At 59.5% G+C, this 23971-nt stretch carries 23 protein-coding genes; 12 read left to right on the forward strand and 11 right to left on the reverse strand.

Features of this window, described 5'->3' with window-relative positions; all coding sequences use genetic code 11:
- The first annotated feature begins 53 nt into the window (after positions 1-53).
- Together ACYVAC_RS01295 and ACYVAC_RS01300 are read left to right on the forward strand one after the other, a co-directional pair.
- Positions 54-626 carry a hypothetical protein gene (locus ACYVAC_RS01295; protein WP_461095735.1) on the forward strand — a complete coding sequence of 191 codons (573 nt, stop codon included), beginning with the start codon at positions 54-56 and terminating at the stop codon, positions 624-626.
- 38 nt (positions 627-664) lie between these two features.
- The gene (locus ACYVAC_RS01300) at positions 665-1897 is read left to right on the forward strand and encodes a 3-phosphoshikimate 1-carboxyvinyltransferase (protein WP_461095736.1); all 1233 of its coding nucleotides are present in this window, start codon (positions 665-667) and stop codon (positions 1895-1897) included.
- A gap of 88 nt (positions 1898-1985) precedes the next feature.
- Here the strand turns inward: ACYVAC_RS01300 and ACYVAC_RS01305 are convergent, their stop codons facing one another.
- Both ACYVAC_RS01305 and ACYVAC_RS01310 read right to left on the reverse strand, forming a co-directional pair.
- Positions 1986-2351 carry a DUF1304 domain-containing protein gene (locus ACYVAC_RS01305; RefSeq protein ID WP_461095737.1) on the reverse strand — a complete coding sequence of 122 codons (366 nt, stop codon included), beginning with the start codon at positions 2349-2351 and terminating at the stop codon, positions 1986-1988.
- Positions 2352-2377: 26 nt separating this feature from the next.
- Positions 2378-3019 (reverse strand): acyltransferase, encoded by a 642-nt coding sequence (locus ACYVAC_RS01310; protein ID WP_461095738.1) that lies wholly within the window; start codon positions 3017-3019, stop codon positions 2378-2380.
- A gap of 169 nt (positions 3020-3188) precedes the next feature.
- On the opposite strand from ACYVAC_RS01310, the gene ACYVAC_RS01315 reads away from it, so the two are divergent.
- Both ACYVAC_RS01315 and ACYVAC_RS01320 read left to right on the forward strand, forming a co-directional pair.
- The gene (locus ACYVAC_RS01315) at positions 3189-4202 is read left to right on the forward strand and encodes an NAD(P)H-binding protein (protein ID WP_461095739.1); all 1014 of its coding nucleotides are present in this window, start codon (positions 3189-3191) and stop codon (positions 4200-4202) included.
- A 19-nt stretch (positions 4203-4221) separates the two neighbouring features.
- On the forward strand, positions 4222-4587 hold the full coding sequence (locus tag ACYVAC_RS01320; RefSeq protein WP_461095740.1) for a DUF4260 domain-containing protein: 366 nt from the start codon (positions 4222-4224) through the stop codon (positions 4585-4587).
- On the opposite strand, the gene ACYVAC_RS01325 is transcribed toward ACYVAC_RS01320, so the two are convergent.
- The gene (locus tag ACYVAC_RS01325) at positions 4584-5597 is read right to left on the reverse strand and encodes an AraC family transcriptional regulator (RefSeq protein ID WP_461095741.1); all 1014 of its coding nucleotides are present in this window, start codon (positions 5595-5597) and stop codon (positions 4584-4586) included. The two genes, ACYVAC_RS01320 and ACYVAC_RS01325, sit on opposite strands and share 4 nt — an antisense overlap.
- Positions 5597-6340, reverse strand: coding sequence for a helical backbone metal receptor (locus tag ACYVAC_RS01330; protein WP_461095742.1), 744 nt, complete (start codon positions 6338-6340; stop codon positions 5597-5599). Before ACYVAC_RS01330 ends, ACYVAC_RS01325 begins: the two co-directional genes overlap by 1 nt.
- A 112-nt stretch (positions 6341-6452) precedes the next feature.
- On the opposite strand from ACYVAC_RS01330, the gene ACYVAC_RS01335 reads away from it, so the two are divergent.
- The 4 genes from ACYVAC_RS01335 (at position 6453) to ACYVAC_RS01350 (ending at position 12564) form a co-directional block, all read left to right on the forward strand.
- A complete protein-coding gene (locus tag ACYVAC_RS01335) occupies positions 6453-7301 on the forward strand; it encodes a GLPGLI family protein (protein WP_461095743.1) in 849 nt (282 codons plus the stop codon).
- A 234-nt stretch (positions 7302-7535) separates the two neighbouring features.
- Complete coding sequence (locus ACYVAC_RS01340; protein WP_461095744.1) at positions 7536-8483, forward strand: hypothetical protein; 948 nt, start codon at positions 7536-7538, stop codon at positions 8481-8483.
- Between the two features lie 307 nt (positions 8484-8790).
- Entirely contained in the window at positions 8791-11781 is a 2991-nt protein-coding gene (locus ACYVAC_RS01345) for an outer membrane beta-barrel protein (RefSeq protein WP_461095745.1), read from the forward strand.
- Positions 11782-12012: 231 nt separating this feature from the next.
- Entirely contained in the window at positions 12013-12564 is a 552-nt protein-coding gene (locus ACYVAC_RS01350; protein WP_461095746.1) for a C40 family peptidase, read from the forward strand.
- 87 nt (positions 12565-12651) lie between these two features.
- On the opposite strand, the gene argB is transcribed toward ACYVAC_RS01350, so the two are convergent.
- From argB to ACYVAC_RS01385, 7 genes are all read right to left on the reverse strand, one after another.
- Positions 12652-13434, reverse strand: a complete 783-nt coding sequence (gene argB, locus ACYVAC_RS01355; RefSeq protein ID WP_461095747.1) for an acetylglutamate kinase — start codon at positions 13432-13434, stop codon at positions 12652-12654.
- Positions 13435-13714: 280 nt separating this feature from the next.
- Positions 13715-14674, reverse strand: coding sequence for an N-acetylornithine carbamoyltransferase (locus tag ACYVAC_RS01360; RefSeq protein ID WP_461095748.1), 960 nt, complete (start codon positions 14672-14674; stop codon positions 13715-13717).
- A gap of 40 nt (positions 14675-14714) precedes the next feature.
- Complete coding sequence (locus ACYVAC_RS01365; protein ID WP_461095749.1) at positions 14715-15848, reverse strand: aspartate aminotransferase family protein; 1134 nt, start codon at positions 15846-15848, stop codon at positions 14715-14717.
- Between the two features lie 203 nt (positions 15849-16051).
- Positions 16052-16681, reverse strand: a complete 630-nt coding sequence (locus tag ACYVAC_RS01370; RefSeq protein ID WP_461095750.1) for a hypothetical protein — start codon at positions 16679-16681, stop codon at positions 16052-16054.
- Between the two features lie 178 nt (positions 16682-16859).
- Complete coding sequence (locus tag ACYVAC_RS01375) at positions 16860-17474, reverse strand: hypothetical protein (RefSeq protein ID WP_461095751.1); 615 nt, start codon at positions 17472-17474, stop codon at positions 16860-16862.
- Positions 17475-17634: 160 nt separating this feature from the next.
- Positions 17635-18867: an ATP-dependent Clp protease ATP-binding subunit ClpX gene (clpX, locus tag ACYVAC_RS01380; protein ID WP_461095752.1), complete on the reverse strand. Its 1233-nt coding sequence runs from the start codon at positions 18865-18867 to the stop codon at positions 17635-17637.
- Positions 18868-19210: 343 nt separating this feature from the next.
- Positions 19211-19885, reverse strand: coding sequence for a ClpP family protease (locus tag ACYVAC_RS01385; protein ID WP_461095753.1), 675 nt, complete (start codon positions 19883-19885; stop codon positions 19211-19213).
- 190 nt (positions 19886-20075) lie between these two features.
- Between ACYVAC_RS01385 and ACYVAC_RS01390 the strand changes: the two genes are divergently transcribed.
- From ACYVAC_RS01390 to ACYVAC_RS01405, 4 genes are all read left to right on the forward strand, one after another.
- Positions 20076-20483, forward strand: coding sequence for a helix-turn-helix domain-containing protein (locus ACYVAC_RS01390; RefSeq protein WP_461095754.1), 408 nt, complete (start codon positions 20076-20078; stop codon positions 20481-20483).
- A 56-nt stretch (positions 20484-20539) separates the two neighbouring features.
- Positions 20540-21433 carry an alpha/beta hydrolase gene (locus tag ACYVAC_RS01395; RefSeq protein ID WP_461095755.1) on the forward strand — a complete coding sequence of 298 codons (894 nt, stop codon included), beginning with the start codon at positions 20540-20542 and terminating at the stop codon, positions 21431-21433.
- A 102-nt stretch (positions 21434-21535) separates the two neighbouring features.
- Positions 21536-22894, forward strand: a complete 1359-nt coding sequence (locus ACYVAC_RS01400) for a glycoside hydrolase family 88/105 protein (RefSeq protein WP_461095756.1) — start codon at positions 21536-21538, stop codon at positions 22892-22894.
- A 92-nt stretch (positions 22895-22986) separates the two neighbouring features.
- A complete protein-coding gene (locus tag ACYVAC_RS01405) occupies positions 22987-23970 on the forward strand; it encodes a Kelch repeat-containing protein (protein WP_461095757.1) in 984 nt (327 codons plus the stop codon).
- Position 23971 lies beyond the last annotated feature (1 nt).

Below are 23971 nucleotides of genomic sequence, written 5' to 3' on the forward strand. Positions count from 1 at the left end.
AAACGGTGGTTTGCGTTTAGGCTATACAGTATCACGCTTATTCCCCGCCACCTATGCACCTGTTTGCCCCCCTCGCCCTCGTCATTGGTCTGGTCACCACCGCCCTCGCCCAGCCGCAGGAAGTGCTTACGGTTGAGCAGCTGCTCCAGCGCAAGGGCACGGCCTACGCGGCTCAGGCGCGGCCTTCGCGCTACCTGGCGCTCGATGTAAACCACACCTTCGGCGGGTTCCGGCGCTACCGGTTTTTCGAGGGCGATGAGCTGCATTTCAAGGCCCGGGGCGTCAGGTACCGCGAACAGCTTTATGCCGTCAGCGACAGTACGTTCACGATTCTGATGGCCAACGAGGTCATGAACCGCGATGAGCCCGTTACGTTTCGGTTCGACGAGGTACAGACCGTACTGTTGCATCGGCGGATTCCGTTCGTGACGGCGGCCGGCACCATTTTTCCGCTCGCCGGCGGGGTGTATCTGATCGCCGATCTGGTCAACAATGGGCAGCTCAATGGCAACGTACTGCCCGTGACGGGCGCCTTTATCGGCAGCGGCCTGCTGTTTCACTGGCTCAGCAATCCGCACATCCGCATCAACAAAAACCACCGGCTGAAGCTATTACGGACCTACTGAGTTGGCCGATCGCCGGGCGGGGGCGTATCTTTGCGCCAATGACTGCCGTTCGACTCTCCCAACCTCTTAGCCCCGTCCGGGCCACCATCCCGCTTGCTTCGTCGAAATCCGAAAGCAACCGCGCCCTCATTATCGACGCCCTCACCGGCTTTCGCTGCGACCTGACCAACCTGGCCACAGCCCGCGATACCCAGACCATGATCCGGTTGCTGAAAGTCGATTCGCCCGTGGCCGACGTGCTCGACGCGGGAACGACCATGCGCTTCCTGACGGCCTACTTTACCGTAACGGGTCAGCAAAAAACCATGACCGGCACCCCCCGCATGTGCGAGCGCCCTATCGGCCTGCTGGTCGATGCGCTGCGCAGCCTCGGTGCCGACATTACCTGCCTCAACCAGGAAGGCTACCCCCCACTGCAGCTCAACGGCTTCACGCCCTCGGGGGTCAGTACGGTCAGTATGCGGGGCGACGTAAGCAGTCAGTACGTGTCGGCGCTGCTGATGATTGCGCCCCGCCTGCCCCAGGGCCTGACCGTTCAGCTAACCGGCCCGGTCGGGTCGCGGCCGTACATCGAGATGACCATCGAGCAGATGCGGCACTTCGGCGCCTTGGTCAGCACCGACTGGGAAGCGGGTCAGATTCGGGTAGAGCCGCAGCCGTACACCCCACAGCCCTACGCCATCGAATCCGACTGGTCGGGCGCCAGCTACTGGTACAGCGTAGCGGCCCTGGCCACCGACCCCACCACCGAACTGGAACTATTGGGTTTGAAAGCCAAATCGCTCCAGGGCGACAGCGCCATTGTCGACATCATGCGGCCGCTAGGCGTCGAAAGCCAGTTTACCGAAACAGGCGTCCGGCTCACCAAGCGCCCGACCGAACCCACCCTGCACTGGGACTTCACCAACTGCCCCGATCTGGCGCAGACGGTAGCCGTTTGCGCAGCCATGAAGCAGGTGCGACTGACCCTGACGGGTATCGAAAGCCTCAAAATCAAGGAAACCGACCGCGTGGCCGCCCTGCAGGCCGAACTGCAGAAGCTGGGCGCCGAACTGGTTGAAGTCGAGCCCAACCACCGCTACGAAGTCCGGACGGTAACGCCGGGCCAGCCGACCACCGCCCCCATCGATACCTACGATGATCACCGCATGGCCATGGCCTTTGCGCCGGTGGCGATGCTCCAGCCCATCACGATCGAAGAGCCGGGCGTAGTGGCTAAGTCGTACCCCAGTTTCTGGGACGATATGGCCCGGGTTGTGCAGGTCAGCTAACGACCACGGCTTATTCATACACAAACGGGGGACATTCGGCGCCAGCTGGCGTATCGGATGTCCCCCGTTTATGCACTTACGGCCCTGTCTACCGCACGACCCACACCACCAGAAAGGCGATGATGGCCGGCAGTGCCTGGGTAACGAAAATGGTGCGCTGCGCCGTCAGGGCGCCGTATACGCCGGCTACGATCACACAGCCCAGGAAGAAGAAGGCCACGTTGGGTGCCCAGATAGGGTCGTCGATGAGCAGCGACCAGACCAGGCCAGCCGCCAGAAAACCGTTGTAGAGTCCCTGGTTGGCCATCATGGATTTGGTGGGCGCAAACAGCTCGGGCGGAATGGTCCGAAACACCTTCGGGCCGCGCGTGGTCCAGGCAAACATCTCGAGCCACAGGATATAGACGTGTTCCAGGGCAACGAGCAGAATCAGAATTTTGGAAATAAGGTGCATCGGCTACGGGTATAGGTACAGACGAACTACCAGACTACATTACGCTTGATTACTTTGGCGGGGTTACCCGCAATCAGGGTGTTCGGCTCGTCGAAAACGCCCTTCACCACCGAATTCGACGCAATGACGCAGCCATCCGGAATCACGGTTCCCTTATAGACCGACACCCGCGACCCGACCCAGACCCGATCGCCCAGGGTGATACCCGTTACCGTCTGGGTCTTGCGGCCTTCGTAGTCGATCTCGTGAAAATCGTCATCCAGAAACTGGCACTCCCACGAAATGTTGCAGTCGCGGCCAATGCGCAGCGTGTGCATGATGATGAAGTTGGTGAGCGCGTTGATAAACACCCGCTCGCCCAGTTCGATGCGGGCCTGTGCCCCCACGGCCAGCCGGCAGCCACGCCCGATGGATACGGGCCCCTGGCAGATCAGCTGCCCATCCACGTTGAGGTAGGTCACGTCGTGCTGGTGGGCAAAGCCGGCATAATCGAGCCCTACTTTCAGCGGTCCCTGCGTAGTGATGTGATCCGGATTGACGATAATGGCCCGCTGGTGCGCAAAAATAGTGCGGCCCTTCAGCCGGTAGTACACATAGCGGAGCAGTACGATCAGAAACGTCGAATTCGATTTTTTACAGAGGGCATAGAGTCGCTGCAGGTCTTTCATGCACGGGGGTGAAAACGATAAATCAGGGTGAAGATAGGCGACTGCGGGCTGGCGACAAGACAGGCCGCGCTTTTTCGCAATTGGTCAGTCGATTTGCGTACCTGGTCACCAGCCACGCCAGCCCCCCCGCCGACCTTTGTTGCCATCAACTCGTTACCCGCAACCCCGCATGTTTACTCCTCCCCATACCCTCGTTCTGGGCGCTACCGGCAGCATCGGTTACGCCATTACCCAGGCGCTGCTGAAGCGACAGTGGCCCGTAACCCTGCTCGTTCGAAACCGGGCCAAAGCACAGGCGCTCTTTGCCGGCACGCCGGGGCTGACTATTCTGGACGGCGATGTGCAGGACGCGGCCCGCGTGGCCGATGCAGCCGCCAGCGCCGACTTTATCGTGCACGCCGTGAACTACCCCTACCACCAGTGGACAGGCAACATGGCCCGCGCTACGCAGCACGTGATCGATGCGGCCAGCCGGCGGCCCGGCGCACCGGCCACCATCGTGTTCCCGGGTAATATCTACAATTTCGGGCTGCCCGACGGTCCTATCCGGCCCGACACCCCACCCGCCCCCATCACCCGCAAGGGGCAGCTGCGGGTCGAGCTGGAGGCCACAATGACCCGGGCCGCCGAGGCCGGGCGCTGCCGCCTGCTGACCGTGCGGCTACCCGATTTCTGGGGTCCCAACGTACTCAACGCGGGTATCAAGCCCATTTTTATGGCGGCCCTGGCGGGTAAGCCGATGCCCTGGCTCATCGATGCCGACCGGCCCCACCAGGCGGTGTACACAGTCGACGCGGCCGAGGTGACGGTCCGGCTGATGGACCGCGACTGGCAAACCGACGCGGCCAACCAACCCGCCACGCAGGTCTGGCACTATGGCGGCACCACCGTTCCGTCGATGCGGAGCTGGTTCGGGGCGATTGCCCAACTAACCGGGCGTAGCCCTCGGCTGCTGGTCTACCCCGGCTGGCTATTTCCAGTAATGGGGCTGGTCGACCCGATGATGGGCGAAGTAGCCGAAATGCGCTACCTGTACCGCAACACGGTGTTGCTCGACGACAGCCTGACCCGGGCCGCGCTGCCCGACTTCCAGCCCACGCCCATGCGGCAGGCCCTGACCGACACCCTTGCCTGGTTTTCGCAAACTCAGCTCGGGCGCCCGTTCGTACCCGCCCTCGACTGACCAGTTCCCCAACAACGCCATGAAAACACTCCTCAAGCTAGAAGAAGCCGCGCTCTTTTCGGCCAGTATATACCTGTTTAGCCGACTCCCCTTCGCCTGGTGGTGGTTTCCGGCCCTGCTCCTGCTGCCCGACCTGAGCATGGTCGGTTATCTTGTCGACACGCGGGTCGGGGCCGTGCTGTATAATTTGGTCCACCATAAAGCCACCGCCCTAGTCGTGGGGCTGGCGGGGCTGGTGCTGGCGAGTCAGCCACTGCTGCTGGCGGGAGTTATCCTGCTGGCCCACACCACCCTGGACCGAATGCTGGGCTACGGCCTGAAATACCCCGACAGCTTCAAACACACCAGCGAAGGCTGGGTCGGCAACCGCCAGTCGCCGGTTTAGGCGGCCAGCGCCTGCTGCCGGAAAGCGCCCGGCGTCTGGCCCGTCCATTTTTTAAACGAGCGGTAAAATACGCTGGGTTCGGCATAGCCCAGCAGGTAGGCAATGTCGGTGGCACTGAGGTGCGCCTGGCGCAGGTGCTGCACCGCCATTTCTTTGCGTACCTCGTCGAGCAGGGTCTGGTAGGTCAGGCCCTCGCTCCGCAAGTGTCCCTGCAACGTGCGGACGCCCAGAGCGAGCCGGTCGGCCACGGCGGCCAGGGTGGGCTCTTCGCCCTTCATGAGCGCTATAATTTCGGTGCGCACGCGGCTGGCCAGCGGAGGGCTGTCGAGCTGGCTGAGCAGCTGCGTAGCACGGCTTTCAAACAGGGTCATCAGTTCGGCACTGGCGTTGATGACCGACAGGGTCAGCGCCGATGCCGGAAACAGCAGCCTGGTTTCGGGCGCATCGAACACGAGGGGAACGTTTCCGAACGTCCGGTGCAGGCCCCCCGTATCGGCAGGTTGCGGGTAAGCCAGCTCAACGCCCAGCAGCGGCAAGGGCTGACCCGTCAGCGCCCGGAAAGCCGCCAGACAGACCGACAGTTCGGCGTTGTAGATATAGTTCGGGAAACGAATGCTGCTACTGGTGATGGCCACGGTCATGGCCATATGATCGCCCTGCCGGGTGAGCGTCGTGCGGGTACCCTGGCAAACAATAGCCTGATAGCGACACAACTGCTGCATGGCGTCGCCCAGCGTGGGGCAGTGCATCATGACATAGGCCAGCGCCCCCACCGCCACCGGATTAATCAGGTCGCCCAGTTCGAGGGCCAGCCGGGCAGCATCGGTCTGTTCGGCAATGAGCTGCCAGATGTGCTGCATCTGCCCGATCGTGAGCCGCCCGTCGGGGTTACCCAGCTGGTCGGCCTGCAGCCCTACCTGTTCCAGCACCAGCCCATCGTCGATGCCTTTCTGCCGGGCCGCAAACAGAACCATGTTTGCCGAAGCGATCGAGAGTGTATCGGTATGCATCAGTTGGCCAGTTGCTGGTGAAGACGGTGAAAATAAGGGGCTGCGTGCAGGAGCCGGCTGCCGTACCACGAAAACAGCTCGCCATCGACCAGCAGCACACGCGCGTCCGGGCAGCACGCGGCCAGTTCGGCCCGGTGCCGGCTGGCAAACGGATACGGTTCCGACGACAGAAAGACAAGATCGGGCCGGGCCGCCGTTAACTCGTCGGCGGTCAGCACCGGGTAGCGCTCGCGGTCGGCAAAGGCATTCTGAAAGCCGGCTGCGTGCAGCATGGCGTCGATAAAGGTCTGGCTGGCGGCTGCCATGTAAGGCCGTCGCCAGATCAGATACGCCACCCGCAGAGCCGTTACCACCGGCGGCACCAGATCGCGTGCCAGCTGCCCGGCGAGTGCATGGGCCGCATCGGCCCGCCCCACCAGCGCCCCTACCGTCCGGATCATGGCCAGCGCGTCGGGCAGGGTAATCATGTCGGTTACATGAACCGGATACCGTTCCTGCAACTCCTCAATCTGTGCGCGGGTATTTTCTTCCTTGTTGGCCAGAATCAGATCGGGCTGCAGGGCATCGATACGGGCCAGATCCAGGGTTTTGGTGCCGCCAACCACAGTTTTGGTGCGTACCCGGTCGGCCGGATGGATACAGAATTTGGTCAGCCCCACCACCTCGGCATCGAGTCCCAGCGTAAACAGCAGTTCGGTCTGAGACGGCACTACCGACACAATACGCCGGGGCGGCTTGGGCATTCGTACGGGCAAATGGGTCATTAGGCTATTGTTTGGCGGCTTTCGCCCGGAATCAGCGTTGGATTGGGGGAAAATTACGCAACTTTTACGGGCCAAACGCCCTCTTTCCCGCATGATCCGATTTACACTACTTCTGTGCCTGACTGGTCTGGTTGCCAGTGGGGCCGTTTCAGCCCAGTCGACCAGCGCGTCGACCCTGTCGGGTAAAATACAATACGATGGCCTGCGCCGAATCGATATGTCGCAGGTCCGAATGGTGATTAACGGCCAGGAGGTGCGCCCCGGCAGCGTCGACGCCCCCGACGGTATGCCCGAGGTCGTGTCGTTTACCCAGAAACTCCTGTTTTCTGGCTCGTTTGCGAAGGAAGAGCGCGACCGGCCGCAGAATATGGCGTTCCGCCGAACCCGCGACGCAAACGGCACGTCGGCCCCCGTACCCGATGGGCAGGCCGGCGCGCCCGACCGTCCCCAGCGCCGGTTTATGCGCCCCAATGAGCAGGAAACGTACATCGATCTTGCCAACCGGCAGCGCATCAGCATCATGACCAGCCGGCGCGACTCGACGCAGCAGCGCTACCGCACCGACCAGCCGTTTCCCCAACCCGTCGACTGGCAGCTTAGCGACAAGACCAAGAAGATTGCCGGCTATGTGTGCCACAAGGCAACCACGACCCGCAAAAAATTGCCCTATACCATCTGGTATACCACCGATCTGCCCTTCACCTACTCGCCCATTGCCGACCTGACGCCGACCGCGGGCGTGGTACTGCAGATCGAGTCGGACGATGAGTCGTATAAAGCCTCGGCCGTATCGCTGGAGCCGGTCGACGGGGCCAGTCTGCAGCCCCCTGCCGACGCCAAACGCATTTCGATGGAGGAGATGGACCAGTTGCGGAAGAAGCAGATGGCCGACTTTCGGCAGCGGATGATGCAGAACGGCGGTTTCCCCGGCCGCAACTAGGGCTGGCTGCTGTGTGATTGGCACGCCAGCTCCTTTTTCATGGCGATGACACTTGAACACAGCAACTCAATTTCTACCATGACACCTGTTTACCAGCGTTCATTGCCAGTGCGCCAACGAACCCCAAAACGCTCCATTCCGATTTGATTAATTGCAGATAAATTGGACAATAACCTGTCGGTCATCATAACAGGCTGGCAGGTTGCTTTTTTACAAAAATCAAGCATCTGTCTAATGAAGAACATCCTATTTTTTTGGGGACTTGTAGTATTGACCAGTACTAAACCATGTTATTCTCAGGCCAGATTTACGGATGCTACGCGCTACGTTATAGTAAATCAGAACACCGGGTTCATTGAATCAGTCTGGACGCATCCGGACCAGAAGCATTCGTCAAGTATTAGAGCGTATAATTATTTTTTCAATCAACCAGTAAAAAGCTCGAATGGGACAGAAACCAGTAACCGGTATCTTTTCGCTGCATTCATTCTTCCTGCTGAAGACAGGGTTCATCCCGACTGGGTTTTAGTCGACAGAAGCCAGGTTGAGCGGAACGTATTGTCAGCGTATGCATTCGAAAATGAATTAATACACTGGGTCGAAGACGCAAAGACTCATCCGTACAAGCCGGTGACAGTCAGCCATATCAGGATAGTCACGGTGCAAAATGGAAACTACTATATGTTTACGAATCCACAACTAAATCAATGCTGGCAATTAATTGATTCACCCGTAAAAAACCCGGACGAAGCGCGCCCCTACAGTTTAAATATTGGCGCCGATCCTTTTTCAGAAGAGCTGGTTGACGCGCACAAAAAACAAGTGATACTGGAAATGGGTCGTGCAACCAATACTCGTTTTCCGCTTGGAGGAGAAAATGTGTTCGCCGACTATGTATTTCTGCGCAAGAAAGACGCTTCGCGGAAATTATTTACTTTCTGGCTTAAGCCGGCAGTTGTTTACGATGGACCAGGTTATGGCAGTGGAATAAATGATTTTTTATACTCGCCCTGCGCTGGCATAATTGGCGGCAATTTCAAGGCTTATTCTACGGGCATGCAGGACATCTTTGAAAAAATCAAGACGAACCCGTTTACCAGAAAGCCCTTTCTGGGTGGCTATTATCAGGCTTCCATGATCAACAATGTACCAAGTGACGATTATTTGACAAGGTGCTTATGAAAACAAGTGGCGATGCCTACGAACGGTAGCGGTGTTGAGCATCCGTCTGCTCGGAGAGCGTACCGGGGAACCCTAACAAGCGGGCAGTCAGACCGACTTCGTAGTCGCCCGGCGGCCCGAATTAAAACAACCTTCCGGCCTCAGTCGGCTCGCGGCCCATCGGCTCCGGTATCTTGGCCCTGCGTAGCCAACAAAACGATCAGGGGTTACAATCAGCCAGGACCGCTCGCCACATGTAATTCTGCAATACAACCTTAATCTTTATCTCCGTCTGCGACGCGCGCGGGCTTTCTCTTTTCTCAACGGTATGCGTTCGTTCTATCTGCTCCTTTGCTGTCTGTTTTCACTGGCCGGGCTGGCTCAGACCTCAGCCGTCAAACCCGGTACCCTGCGCGGCTCGGTCGTCGACTCGGTATCGCGGCAGCCCCTGCTCGAAGCGTCTGTGTCGCTGCTGGCAGGCCGCGACTCGTCGCTGGTGTCGTTTGGCATCACCGATGGCGACGGCCGTTTTGTATTTACGGGGCTAGCCCCCGGCACGTACCGGGTACTGGTCACCTATGTTGGCTACAGCAGCCGGGCTCGGCGGGTAACCCTCGGCGACGCAGCCACTCCTGCCGACGCGGGTGTCTTTGAGCTGAAAGCGCAGTCGCAGACACTTACCGAGGTATCGGTGCAGGGCGAAAAAGCCCCGGTAGCCGTAAAAGGCGATACGCTCGAATTCAACGCCGGCTCATTTAAAACGCAGCCCAACGCCATTGTCGAAGATCTGCTCAAAAAGCTGCCGGGTGTTGAGGTGGGTACCGATGGCACCGTGAAAGCCCAGGGGCAGGAAGTCCGGAAGGTGCTGGTCGACGGCAAACCCTTTTTCGGCAACGACGCCAAGATGGCCACCCGCAACCTGCCCGCCGACATCATCGACAAGGTGCAGGTGTTTGATCAGGCGTCGGAGCAATCGCAGTTTTCGGGTGTCGACGATGGCGACCGCGAGAAAACCATCAACATCACCACCAAGCGCGACAAACGCAAAGGGTCGTTTGGCCAGCAGTCGGTGGCCGTGGGGCCGCGGCCCGGGGCCGACCCGCGCTATTCGGCCCGCGTCAGCCTCAACCGTTTCAACGACGGACAGCAGCTATCGGTGCTCGGTATGGCCAACAATATCAACCAGCAGGGCTTCAGTGCGCAGGATCTGGGGCTGGGCAGCAATTTCGGAGGGGCCGGCCAGGGACAGGGCGGCAATGCCGGGGGCGGCAACCTGATCCGGCTGGGGGGCGGGGGTAGTACCGGTGGCGGGGGCGGCCAGGTGGGCAGCAACGCCATTACCCAGTCATGGGCAGCCGGCCTGAACTACCGCGACGGCTGGGGTAAAAAAGTCGATGTGGTGGCCAGCTACAACGCGTCGAATACCAACACCCTGACCAGCCAGCGCAGCCGGCGCGAAAACATCCTGCCCACAACGAGTACAACCGGTACCGACCGCGCCGACTCCACCTTTATTACTAACCGCACCAACGGCTCCGACAACACCAATACGAACCACCGCGCCAACCTCCGGCTCGACTACCGGCTCGACTCCATGACCACCATTCGCCTGATTCCGAACGTGTCGTGGCTAAGCTCGGGCTACCAGAACAACAGTCAGTCGCAGACGCTCAACGGATCGGGGGCGGTCACCAATACCAGCCGCACCGACTACCGGTCGACGGGCTCGGGCTTTACGGGTAACAACAACCTGCTGGTGCTGCGCAAGTTCCAGAAACGGGGCCGCACCCTCTCGCTCAACTGGACCGCAGGCCTCAACAATCAGAACACCGAAGGCTTTAACCGCTCGGTCAATACGTTCAACCAGCCCAACACCCCCATCTCTACCACGGGCGTATCGACCACGGGCACGTCGGGAACAGCCACGAGCGGTTTGTTTGCCCGGCGTATCAACCAGCGCAACGACCAGCAGACGCAATCGGTCAGCAACAGCATCAACCTGTCGTACACCGAACCGCTGTCGCTCCGGCAAACGCTCGAGTTTCACTACACGCTCAGCAACAACCGCAACACCTCGAATCGGGCCGTGGCCGACTCCAACGAAGCCACGGGGCAGTATGACCGGCCCAATACCCAGTTGAGCAACAACTTCGTGAATACGTACCTGACCAACCGGGGGGGCCTGACCTGGCAGACCAACCGGCTCAAGTACACCTACGCCCTCGGGATCGACGCCCAGCAGGCCAGCCTCAGTTCGGTCAATCTAAGCCGGGATACCAGCCTGAGCCGGTCGTTCAGCAACCTGCTGCCCAATGCGCTGTTTACCTATAATTTCGCCAAGAATCAGCGGCTGCGGTTCAACTACCGAACACGGGTCAACGCCCCATCGGTCAACCAGCTGCAACCCGTTCCCGACAACACCAACCCGCTCAACATCCGGCTTGGCAACGCCGGTCTGAAGCCTGAGTACAGCCACAACCTGTCGCTCAACTACAACCGCTTCGATCCCGCGTCGTTTCGCAGTCTGTTCGTGGCGCTCAACGGCAGCCGCACCGACAACAAAATCGTAAACGCCACCACTTTCGATCGGTCGGGCGCGCAGACCACCCAACCTATCAATACTAACGGCTACTATACCCTGAACGGAAACCTGTCGCTGGGGCGTCCGATTCGGTTCAGCGAACAGCGTATCAACCTCAACCTGACCACTAACCTGACCTATAACCGGGGCACCAGTTTTGTGAACAGCCAGGAAAACCTGTCGCAGAACTGGCTCATCGGGCAGGGCGCGGGGCTCAACGCCAACATCAACGACAAACTCGACATTAACCTGCGGGGCGACATCACGCTGCAATCGGCCCGCTACACGCTGCAACCCCAGCAAAACACCACCTTTCTGAACCAGACGGCCTCGCTCGATCTGTTTTACCAGCTGCCCCTGCGGTTCACGTTTACCAGCAACGTGCAGTTCAGCCACTACGGCGGCAGTTCATCGGCCTACAGCCAGTCGTTCACGCTCTGGAATGCCGCGTTGGCCCGGCAGCTGTTCAAGCAAAAGCAGGGCGAACTCCGCATCCAGGCGTTCGATCTGCTCAACCAGAACCGGAGCGTGGTGCGCAACGTCACCGACACCTATGTGGAAGAAGTACAGTCGCAGGTGCTGACGCAGTATTTCATGGTCAGCTTCGTGTACAACCTGCGCCGGTTCGGTGCCGGCGTCACGCCCCCGGCCTCTCCGTTCGACCGGCCGGGCCGGGGCAACGGGGGGAGCAACCGGGGCACTGGCGGGGGCGGCCGGGGGTTCCGCCCCAACAACTGACCACCGATCCCTGATCTGTCGCCAAAAAGCCCGGTCCGCTGTAGACCGGGCTTTTTCTGTGTACCGCAGGTTACTTCCGTTCACTAAGTCATGCCTCTGAAAACCAGTCGACTAAAAAGTATGGCACATGAATTTTGTATTAAGATTGTGGAATTTAATACCCAATTATTTGGCATTTTTTCCCCAACGCCCTATTTTTATCCAACCTGACTCGGATTTAACCGCTTTCGTATGATGAAGAACGTGCTCCTGACAGCACTTTGTGTTGTCTCGCTCAGCATTTGTAAGGCCCAGGCCGTACCCACCGTATCTGAAGACGTACCCTCCGTAACGACTACTTCTCCGTCAGAAACCAACGAATCGTTTTACAAGACGCTGCCCTTGGTCAACGACGTTATCAGTTTCGCCCGTCAGCACCTGTCGATTCGGTACCGGTCAGGCGGCACCAGCCGCAGCGGCTTCGACTGCTCTGGTTTTACCCGTTTCTGCTACAGCCATTTTGGTATTTCGCTACCCCACTCGAGTGCGGCTCAGGGCCAGGTTGGCCACTCGGTCGACAGGGAGAATGCACAGCCCGGCGATCTGATCCTGTTTAAAGGGCACAGCGCCGGCAGCAGCCGCATTGGCCACGTTGGCCTGATCACCGAAGTGGTCGGCAATCGCATCAAATTCATTCATTCGGCCTGGAACGGGGGCGTTCGCTACGATTACCTGAGCGCCGACTACTACCAGCGTCGCTTTGTTGGCGTTCGCCGGGTGGCCTCCCTGCTCGCTATGAAATAAACCGCCGGCTTTTCGGCCAGCCCATCAACCAAAGGCCCCGATACCACAGTGGTATCGGGGCCTTTGCTGTTATGCCTGTTCGATTGGTCACAGGCGCAGGGTTGTGCCGGCACGCTGGGCGAGGGCGTCGGCTACCTCATCGGCGTGGCAGATAATCACGCGCGACACCCCACTCCGCAGGGCCGAAAACGCATTATCGAGCTTGGGAATCATGCCTTTGTTAATCGTTCCTTCGGCTTTATAGGTGTCGTACAGCGACGGGGTAAGCTCGGCAATGACACTCGTGTCGTCGTCGGGATTGCGCAGCACGCCTTTCTTCTCGAAGCAGTAGACCAGCGTTACCGTGTTGTGTTTCACCAGGTCGACCGCAATGGCCGACGCCATCGTATCGGCGTTGGTGTTCAGCAGCTCACCGGCCAGGCTGTATGTCAGGGGTGCAAAGACGGGCGTCAATTCCTGACGCAGAAAAAACTGAATCTGGCCCGAGTCGACTTCGTCGATATCGCCCACCAGCCCGTAGTCGATCTCGCCAACGGGCCGTTTGTGGGCCAGCACCGTACTCGCGTCGGCGCCGGTCAGGCCAATAGCATTGACATCCAGTGCCTGCAGCTTCGCCACGATCTGTTTGTTGACCAGACCGCCGTAGACCATCGTCACCACATCGAGCATGGGCTGATCGGTAATGCGCCGGCCATTGACCATCGTGGTTTCGATGCCCAGTTTGTCGGCCATCTGGGTGGCGACTTTCCCCCCGCCGTGAATCAGAATTTTGCTGGCCGGCAGTCCGGCAAAGGCCGTCAGAAACGCCTGCAGCGCCGGGGGATTGTCAATGACGTTGCCGCCAATTTTCAATACGGTAAGTCCTTCCATTAAGTACTGCGCCTGGTATTCAGGTTTTGGTTTTCAGTTTACGGTCTTCAGTCTACGGTTTTCAGTATGCCGGATACTGCTTCGGGTATTCAGTTTTAGTATTCAGTTTTCAGTATACCGGAAAAACATACACTGTATCCTGAAAATGGCATACAGTTGCTGGTGTAGACAGCAACGGCTGGTAGTGTCCCTGTACACAGAACGCAAGACCGCCAACCCACTGAAAACTGAAAACCGTAAACTGAACACTTCACACCACAAACCGTTCACTGAAAACAGTTTACAGACCAAGTAAAATTTCTTTCAGTACCGCCTGCGCCGACCATTCGCGGTTGGCCGCCTGCTCCACTACGAGCGACTGCGGGCTGTCGAGCACGGCATCCGATACTTTCAGGTTGCGCCGTACGGGCAGGCAGTGCATAAACTTACCGTTGTTGGTACGCTGCATATCATCCATGGTTACCGCCCACGAGGGGTCCTGGGTGAGCACCTGCCCGTAGTGGGTGTATGACGACCAGTTTTTGCCGTAGATAAAATCGGCACCTTCAAAGGCTTTAGCACGGTCGTAGATCACGGGGGCATTGCCAGCAAATTCGGGGGCCAGTTCATAGCCCTCGGGGTGAGTCATCACGAACTCGATTTCGCCGGCAGCGGCCCGGGCGTTCATCCACTCGGCAAACGAGTTAGCCACGGCCTGCGGCAGGGGTTTGAAATGGGGCAGCCAGGTCAGCACCACTTTGGGTTTGGCCACCCGTTTGGCTTCATCGATCGTGATACAGTCGGCCAGCGACTGCAGCGGGTGCCGCGTAGCCGACTCGAGGTTCACGATGGGCACGCCGGCGTAGCGCGCAAACTGGTGCATTACCTGCTCCTGGTAATCTTTTTCACGATCCTGCAGCCCGGCAAACGCCCGAATCCCGATGATGTCGCAGTACCGGCCAATCACGGCAGCGGCTTCGCGGACGTGCTCAGCCTTGTCGCCGTTCATCAGCACCCCTTCTTCCATTTCCAGACCCCAGCTGTCCTGCCCCACGTTCATCACCATGGTGTTCAGGCCCAGGTTCTGAGCCGCTTTCTGAGTGCTGAGCCGCGTACGGAGGCTGGAGTTGAAGAAAAGCAGGCCAATGGTTTTGTTTTTACCCAGGTGCTGATCGGCAAATGGGCTGGCTTTGGCCGCCCGCCCCGACTGTATCAGGGCGTCGAGGTCGGTTACGTCGGCAAGCGACAGAAAATTGGTCATTCGTATGAACAGGCGTTACGCCCAGACAGGCAGGTGGTAATTAAGACAGTACGCTGATTTCGCTGGCCAGCGCTTCCAGAAACTGATCGGCTTCGTCGACGCCGAGGGCGAGCGATGGCAGCAGCCGGATGGTGTTTTTACCGGCTACGCCCGTAAACTGGTGGTGTTTGAAGAGCAGCGTTTTACGCAGTTCTTCGACGGGAAAACCGTATTCGATACCGATCATGAGGCCCCGGCCGCGCAGGTCGCTATAGCCCCCGATCTGGCGAATCCCGCTCATCAGGTAATCGCCCATACGGGTCGCATTCTCGATCAGCCCCTCGTCGCGCATGATGTCGAGCACAGCAATGGCAGCCGTGCAGGCCAGGTGGTTACCGCCAAACGTGGTACCCAGCAGCCCGTAGCTGGCCTTGAACTGGGGGGCAATCAGGATTCCCCCGATCGGGAAGCCGTTGCCCATGCCTTTGGCCATCGAAATAATATCGGCCCGGATGCCGCTGAACTGGTGTGAGAAAAACTGACCCGACCGGCCATACCCGCACTGCACGCCGTCGAGGATCAGCACCGCTCCCGTTTCGTCGCAGCGCTGCCGCAGGGCCTGCAGAAAGGCATCGGTAGCCACGTGTATCCCCCCCACGCCCTGAATACCTTCGACAATCACGGCGCAGGTGCTGTCGGTGATGCCCGTCAGAGCCGCGTCGACATCGTTGTAGGGCAGAAACCGGACGTGGCTGTTGCCGTTGATGGGCGCCACGATGGCGGGGTTATCGGTGGCAGCCACCGCGCCGGCCGTCCGCCCGTGAAATCCTTTCCGGAACGCCACCACCTCTGTCCGGCCGTTATGAAACGACGCCAGTTTCAGGGCATTCTCATTGGCTTCGGCCCCCGAATTACACAGAAACAGGGCGTAGTCGGGGTGGCCCGACAGCGCCGTCAGTTTATCGGCCAGCTCCTGCTGCTGCGGAATCTTCACCGAGTTTGAATAGAATGAAATCCGGTTCAGCTGATCGGTCAGCGCCTGTACGTAACGGGGGTGGGTATGCCCCACCGAAATGACGGCATGACCGCCGTACAGGTCGAGATAGCGGGTGTCGTTGTTATCCCAGAGGTAGCTACCCAGCGCCCGAACGGGCTCGATGTCGTAAAGCGGGTAGACGTTAAAAAGCTCAGCCATACAAACCGTTGATTGCAGAAGCCGGTCGCCAACAGGCATCCGGTCGAATTGGGTGCAAGTTTACGGATAATCAGCCGAAAATGGCGCTTTAAACGCGGCCAGTGCCAGTAACCCGTGGCGCCGGGCACAAAAAAGCGGCTGCTCCGTGGGGAGCAGCCGCCTGGGTATGTTGCCTGCTTACGCACGCCAATAAGCCGTCTGACCTATTCGAGTACGCCCAGCAGGATCAGCACGATACCGACTACCAGCAGAATCAGACCGATGATGCCGATAACCCCACCGAACAGCGACAGGATCAGACCGATCGCGCCCAGGATGATACCGTTACGCAGGTTCTTGTTCAGCGCCTTTGCTTCTTCGGGAGCTACGTGGTTTTTGATTTTTTTGTCGAGCTTTTTCAGCACGGCCCGCTCCATCAGCGACAGTTTCTTGGTCGATGCGCTATTGGTGTTCAGGGTCGACTTGGTCGAAGCCGTAGCCAGCAGTTCTTTCGCGTGGGCAATGCGCTTGCTGAGTTGTTTGTTGGCGGCCAGTTTGCTGTCGTTGCGAACGTAGGCTTCAACCTGATTCAGGGCAGCACCCGCTTCGGCTACTTTAGCGGCTTTCTCGGCAGCTACAGCAGGCGCAGCGGCAACGGCTGGCGCAACAGGAGCAGCTTCAACAACGGGCGTAGCCTCGGTAGCGGCCACGGTAGCAGCCGGTGCTGCCGTTTCCGTTTTGGTAACGAACCGCTCAGCCTGTGTGCGCTGGAAGTAAGCAACAGGACGGCTGCACGACGACAGGATGGCTGCGCCCATCAGGGCCATCATAATGTTTTTGGAAAGCATGCTCATTGACTACTGAATTTTAAGTGAAACGTTAAACTAACTCACACAACAACTGCAAGCTTAGAGGTTTGTTGGGGAATCGCAAAGAAATATGATGAAATCTGACTGAACATCGGGTGGAGTCAACTGCCCTGAGAGCGCCGTCGGGCGCATTTCTGGCCAGTGGGCTCCACCCATCGACGCACTAGAGTAAGCCCAGCAGCAGCACTACCGCACCCGCCAGCAGGGCAATGATACCGATCGTGGCACCCGCGCCGGTGGTCAGCAGTACCAGCAGCAAGCCAACGATAACCAGTACCGCACCCAGTGTCAGCGTACCGGTGCTGATCATGGTTTTTTCGGGGTTGGCAGGCGCCAGTTGCCGGCTGATCTTTTTATCCATTTTTTTCAGCATCATCCGCTCCAGCAGGCTCGCCTTTTTGGGCGTAGCCGGAGCCGCCGTTGCCGACGGAGCCGTCATCGATGCCAGCATCGTACGCACGCGGTTCAGTCGCTTCTCCGTCCGTTTGTTTTGGGTCAGGCCTGCCTTGGTGCTGGCCAGCGCGTCGATCTGATCGAGCGCAGCTTTAGCCTGCACGGCCACGGTCGGACTTGTTTCGGATGCCGGGGCCGGCAGGGCTGCCGCTACAGCGGGCTGTTCGGTCACGACGGCCGGCGTGGCTACCGGGGCCGCTGCGGGGGCTGGCGTGGCATACGAAACGGCCGGTGTGCGCTGGAAATAGGCAGTGGGGCGGCTGCACGACGACAGCAGGCTAACGGCGGTCAATGACGCCAGTACGGACAGGGAGAGAGCTTTCATCAACGTGTTGTCTTGTAGGTGAACTGATCAGATGAACAACGGGTAAACTGCCAGCACCTCTATTTGTTGAATCGGGTACACGTATTTTCCCAAAAACACAAAAAAAGCCCTCACATTGGCGACAAGTGAGGGCTTTGCAGGAGAAAATTTGGCCGAGCCATCAGGCGGCCGAACGCATCAGCGATACGCTGCTTTTGCCGAATTTCTCGCGGGCATAGGCTTCGGTGATCACCAGTTCGTCGACCCCCGGCTGCGACGGCAGTTCGAACATGGCATCGGTAATGATCGACTCGCAGATCGAGCGCAGTCCGCGCGCGCCCAGTTCGTAAATCATGGCCTGTTCCACAATGTAGTTTAGGGCAGCCTCGTCCCACGTCAGGGCAATGCCTTCCATCTGAAACAGCTTGTTGTACTGTTTGGTCAGCGCGTTGCGGGGTACGGTCAGAATCTGCAGCAGGGCGCTGTGGTCGAGTGGCTCGAGGTAGGTCAGCACCGGCAGGCGACCGATCAGTTCCGGAATCAGACCGAACGATTTCAAGTCCAGGGCCGAGATGTAACGCATCAGGTGACCCCGTTCCAGACTTTCGTTGAGGGGGCGGTTGCCCGAGAAGCCGATGGGCCGGGTATTGAGCCGCTTGGTGATGTGCCGCTCGACCCCGTCGAACGCCCCGCCACAGATAAACAGAATATTCTCGGTATTGAGCGCGATCAGCCGCTGATCGGGATGCTTGCGCCCACCCTGCGGGGGTACGTGTACCACCGACCCTTCGAGCAGCTTGAGCAGCGCCTGCTGTACCCCCTCGCCACTTACGTCGCGGGTAATGCTCGGGTTGTCTGACTTGCGGGCAATCTTGTCGATCTCGTCAATGTAAACGATACCCCGCTCGGCCATCTCCACGTTGTAATCGGCGGCCTGCAGCAGGCGCGTCAGGATGGTTTCGACGTCTTCGCCCACGTAGCCGGCTTCAGTAATAACCGTGGCATCGGCAATGCAGAACGGCACTTCCAGAATGCGCGCGATGGAGCGGGCCAAGTACGTTTTGCCGGTGCCGGTTTCGCCCACCATAATGATATTCGATTTCTCAATCGTGATACCGTCATCGGTTTTGGGCTGCATCAGCCGCTTATAGTGGTTGTAGACGGCTACAGTGATGGCTTTTTTGGCGTCGTCCTGCCCAATCACGTACTGATCGAGGTGTTGTTTCATCTCCACCGGCTTGATGAGCTTGATCTTGATGTCGGCGGGTTCGCTCCGTTGCGGGCGCGCTTCTTCCATCACCACCTGGTGTCCCTGCTCAATGCAGTTGTTACAGATGTGCGCGTCGATGCCCGACAGCAGCATGGACACTTCATTCTTCCGTCGTCCACAGAACGAACAACTAATTTGGGTCATGAACGCTAAACTTATCAGTAGGTGTACGGCCAGCCAGTAAACGGGCCTGTCCGCTGGCAGGATAAAGGCCCTAAAACAACAACGACCCCAGTTGACCAGGGTCGTCGGTTCCGAGCAAATTTATTACTATACGGCCAGAAAGGCAACGCCTGAGCCCGGTTCAGTGACGTTTCCGCGACGGCCCCGCAGGCCACTCCGCGCCGGCTGGCTGTCAGTTTGTTGCCTGATCGGGCGACCCGCTTGCCGGCCAGCCCGGCGGGCCACAAAAAAAGGTCGTCTGGCGCGTCGGCCCACCCATGTGAACCGTCGCCCCAAACGACCCCGACCGGCCGATGGCAGCCGCTTATTTTTCCCGACGCAGTACTTCGTCGATCAGACCATATTCTTTGGCTTCTTCGGCACGCATCCATTTGTCGCGATCCGAATCACGCTCAATTTCTTCGACGGTCTTACCCGAGTGGTGCGCCAGAATTTCGTACAGCTCCACGCGGAGTTTCACGATTTCGCGGGCGGTGATTTCGATGTCGACCGACTGTCCCTGTGCGCCACCCGATGGCTGGTGAATCATAACCCGGGCGTGGGGCAGTGCCGTACGTTTGCCGGCGGCACCGCCAGCCAGCAGAACGGCACCCATCGAGGCTGCCAGGCTGGTGCAGACAGTAGCCACATCGGGCCGAACGTACTGCATGGTGTCGTAGATACCCAGCCCTGCATAAACCGAACCGCCGGGGCTGTTCAGGTACATCAGGATATCTTTCTTGGGATCGGCCGACTCCAGAAAGAGCAACTGGGCCACAATGATATTGGCGATGTTATCGTCGACGGGCAGGCCCATGAAGATAATCCGGTCGGCCATCAATCGCGAGAAAACGTCCACTTCGCGGAAGTTCATCGGGCGTTCTTCGATAACCGAACGGGTCATGTTTTCGACGGTATGGTTTACATATCCATCCACCGTGAGGCCGTTGAGGCCCATGTGATGCACGGCGTACTTGCGGAATTCTTTTTCGTAATTCATAAAGGGTATTTACTTCCTGGTTTAAAAACAGTTTAACGAGCCGGTAAGTTTCGGCTGGCAGCCCCACCCGCCCGGTTAGCCTGCGTCCGGTGGGCCGGGCGTTGGAAACCGCACCGATTGGCACAAAATTGCGTTATCCTCCCGAAAATCCCGGTCGGTTTTGGTTTACAATTTATCGCTCCTACTTGAGATGAAACGGGCAATTGCCGAAAAAATACGACTTCATCGCCTGCAGCACGGTTTTTCGCAGGAAAACATGGCCGATCTGCTGGGCCTGTCGACGACAGCCTACGGCGACATTGAGCGGGGCAAAACAGACCTGACCATTGCCCGGCTGACCCAGATTGCCGAGGTCCTGCAGGTTTCGGTGGTCGCCCTGCTGACCGATGAGCCGCTGGCCCTCGACGCCGTGGCCACGCCCCAGCTCGATACCCACGCGCTTGAAACCCTGCAGCTGCTGGTCGAGAAACAGCAGATCGAACTCGACAAGCTGCGGCTCGAAGCCGACCACTGGAAGCGCCGGTACGACGACCGGATAGCGCTCGAACTGGCCCGCGCCATGGGCCTCCAACAAACGCGCGAGCGAATTGGTTTTTAACGGTATGGCCGGGGCCGGCTGGTCCGCTGCCGATCGTTAACCACCATTCCTGCTTCATGCGTACCTACCGTTTCGGCCGCCCACTGCTGGCCATCACCCTCCTGTTACTCATCGGTTTGTTTTTTACCTGCGACAACGCCCTGGCCTGGCCCGCCAGCCGGCGCGTTAAGAACCTGGCCTACGTGGCGGCCGACGCGCCCGATTTCGATACCGAGCGGCATCGGCTCGATGTGTATACCCCCCGCCGGTCGTCGGCCACCAAACGCCCGGTGGTGGTATTCATCCACGGCGGCAGCTGGAACAGCGGCAGCAAAAACATTTACTGGTTTATTGGCCGGCAGTTGGCCAAACAGGGCGTGGTGGCCGTGGTGATCAACTATCGGCTGGCGCCAGCGGTAGAAGTGCCGGCCATGGCAAACGACGCGGCCCGGGCCGTGCGCTGGACCCAGCAGCACATTGCCGACTACGGTGGCGACCCCGCCCGCATCTACGTAATGGGCCACTCGGCCGGGGCGGGGCTGGCTGCGCTGCTGGCCACCAACACCCGCCTTTTTACCGACCTGGGCCTGAGCGCCAATCCCGTGAAAGGCGCCATTCTCGACGATCCGGCCGGACTGGACATGTACGATTACCTGACCAAGATGGAATACCCCAACGACCGGCAGTATCTGGTGCCCTTCGGCCAGAACCCGGCCGTCTGGAAAGCGGTATCGCCCATGTACCATGTATCGGCCGACAGCCCGCCCATGCTCCTGTTTGTGGGGGGCAAGACCTACCCCAGCATTGCCAGCAGCAGTGAGAAATTCCGGCAGAAACTCCAGGCCCTGGGCGTGCAGCACCAGTTTACGCCCATACCCGGCAAAAAGCACGTGCCCATGGTGGCGCAGCTGTTCTGGAAAAACAACGTGATCTATAAGCAACTGCTGACGCTGGTGGGTGCCCGGCGCTGACGGACCTGATACCCCCGACCAGACCGGTCGGGGGTGAGTATTGCCGGGGTGGTTTTGGCTTTTCAGAACGAAATACCTGCGTTTTTCCATTCCGCCAAACCCGTGACTAAATCACTACTACTGACCGGTACCGCCCTGCTTACGGCGGCCAGCCTGCTGTCTGCCCAGCCCAACACTCCCAAAGCCAACGACTCGACCACCCCACTACACCTGCTGCAGCCCGACTACCCGGTACCCTACGGCGCCCCCCGGCCCGACAGCGTGAAGGCCGTGCTGAACCGGGTGTACACGTACCTCGATGGCGCCACCCCGGCTGTACTGATCGATCGGCAGTCGAATACCCCCATTCAGGATCTGAAGCAGCCCTTCAACCCCAACGCGATCATCAAGCCCGGCGATTTCCGACTGACGAGCTACGAGTGGGGCGTTACCTATGCCGGTATGCTGCTGGCCAGTGAGGCCACCGGCGACCCGCGCTATGCGGCCTACACCACGAAGCGCCTGGGCTTTCTGGTCGACCTGATCCCGTATTTCAAGGCGCAGGTGGCGGCCGACCCAACGGCTAACACACCCCTGCGGCCGATGCTGGCGCCCCACGCCCTCGACGATGCCGGCGCCATGTGTGCCGCCATGATCAAAGCGTCGCGGGCGGGCAGCCTGCCAACCAATCTGCGTCCGCAGATCGATACCTATATCAACTACATTCTGACCAAAGAGCACCGGCTGGCCGATGGTACGCTGGCCCGCAACCGGCCCCAGGCCAACACACTCTGGCTCGACGATCTGTTCATGAGCGTTCCGGCGCTGGCGCAGATGGGCAAGCTGACGGGCGACAAAAAATACTACGACGAAGCGGTGAAGCAGGTGCTGCAATTTTCGAAGCGGATGTTTAACCGCGACCGGGGCCTGTTTATGCACGGCTGGGTCGAAGGCATGAGCATTCATCCCGAGTTTCGCTGGGCGCGGGCCAACGGCTGGGCGCTGATGACGATGGCCGAACTGCTCGAGGTACTGCCCGCCAGCCACCCCGGCCGGCCAGCCGTACTCGATCTGTACCGGGCCCACGCGCGCGGCCTGGCTGCCTGTCAATCGGGCTCAGGCTTCTGGCATCAGCTGCTCGACCGGCCCGACTCTTACCTCGAAACATCGGCAACGGCCATTTACGTCTACAGCCTGGCGCGCGGTATCAACCGGGGCTGGCTCGATCCCATGGCCTATGCACCCATGGCACTGCTGGGCTGGAATGCGGTAAGTACCAAGGTCACGCCCGGCGGGCAGGTCGACGGTACGTGTGTGGGTACGGGCATGGGCTTCGATCCGGCCTTCTACTACCACCGGCCCATCAATGTATTTGCGGCCCACGGCTACGGACCCGTGCTGCTGGCTGGCGCCGAGGTGCTGTCCCTGCTCAAAAACAAATCGTTCGCCATCAACGACAGCTCACTACAGCTGACGCGGTAAACGGGGGAGCCGATTGTGCGCCGAAATCCGGCGGCTATGCGCTACCTTTCCCTGACCGGAATCAAAACTCCGCCTACATTCAACCCTGTTTCATGCACGCATCGTCTCTAACCCGTTTTGCACTGGCGCTTGGCAGCTCGCTGCTCCCCTTTTGCCTACTCGCTCAGGCGCAGACCTGGCAGCCGGTTACGCCCCAGAATACCTGCTCGACCCGCCACGAAAATGCGGCTACGCTGATCGGCGACAGTTTGTACGCGCTGGGCGGGCGGGGCATGAAGCCGCTCGAAGCGCTGAACCTGAAAACGCTGGTCTGGCAACGGCTGCCTGCTCCCCCGGTCGAAATGAACCACTTTCAGGCCGTCAGCTACCGGGGCGAGATTTACGTGATGGGGGCTTTCCGGGGCAGCTACCCGCACGAAACGGTGCTGCCCAACATCTACATTTACAACCCCAAACAGGGCGCGTGGCGGCTGGGGCCGGTTATTCCGGCCGAGAAACAGCGCGGGGCCGGTGGTACGGTGGTTTACAACGACAAAATCTACATGGTCTGCGGCATTACCGACGGGCATTACGACGGGCATGTGGCCTGGCTCGATGAGTACGACCCGAAAACAGATACCTGGAAACGACTGGCCGACGCCCCCCACCCCCGCGATCATGTACAGGTAACCGTGGCCGACGGTAAGCTGTACGTGGCCGGCGGCCGACTCTCCACGGCCCGCATCAACAAGGTGCTGCAGCTGACCGTGCCCGACGTGGATGTGTACGATTTCAAAACGGCCCGATGGTCTACCCTGCCGGCGGCATCGAACCTGCCCACGCTGCGGGGGGGCAGCACAGCCGTCACCAAAGACGGCAAGGTCTGGATCATCGGGGGCGAAACCGAGCAGGTGCTGGCTCACAACGAAGCCGAAGCCCTCGACCCCAAAACGGGGCGCTGGACAGCCGGCCCCCGACTCAACCAGGGGCGCCACGGCACGCAGGCCGTCGTTTACAACAATCACATTTACATTGTGGCGGGCTCGGCCAACCACGGCGGTGGGCCCGAAATCAACACCGTTGAGATGCTGAAGTAAG

The sequence above is a fragment of the Spirosoma luteolum genome (assembly GCF_054778875.1).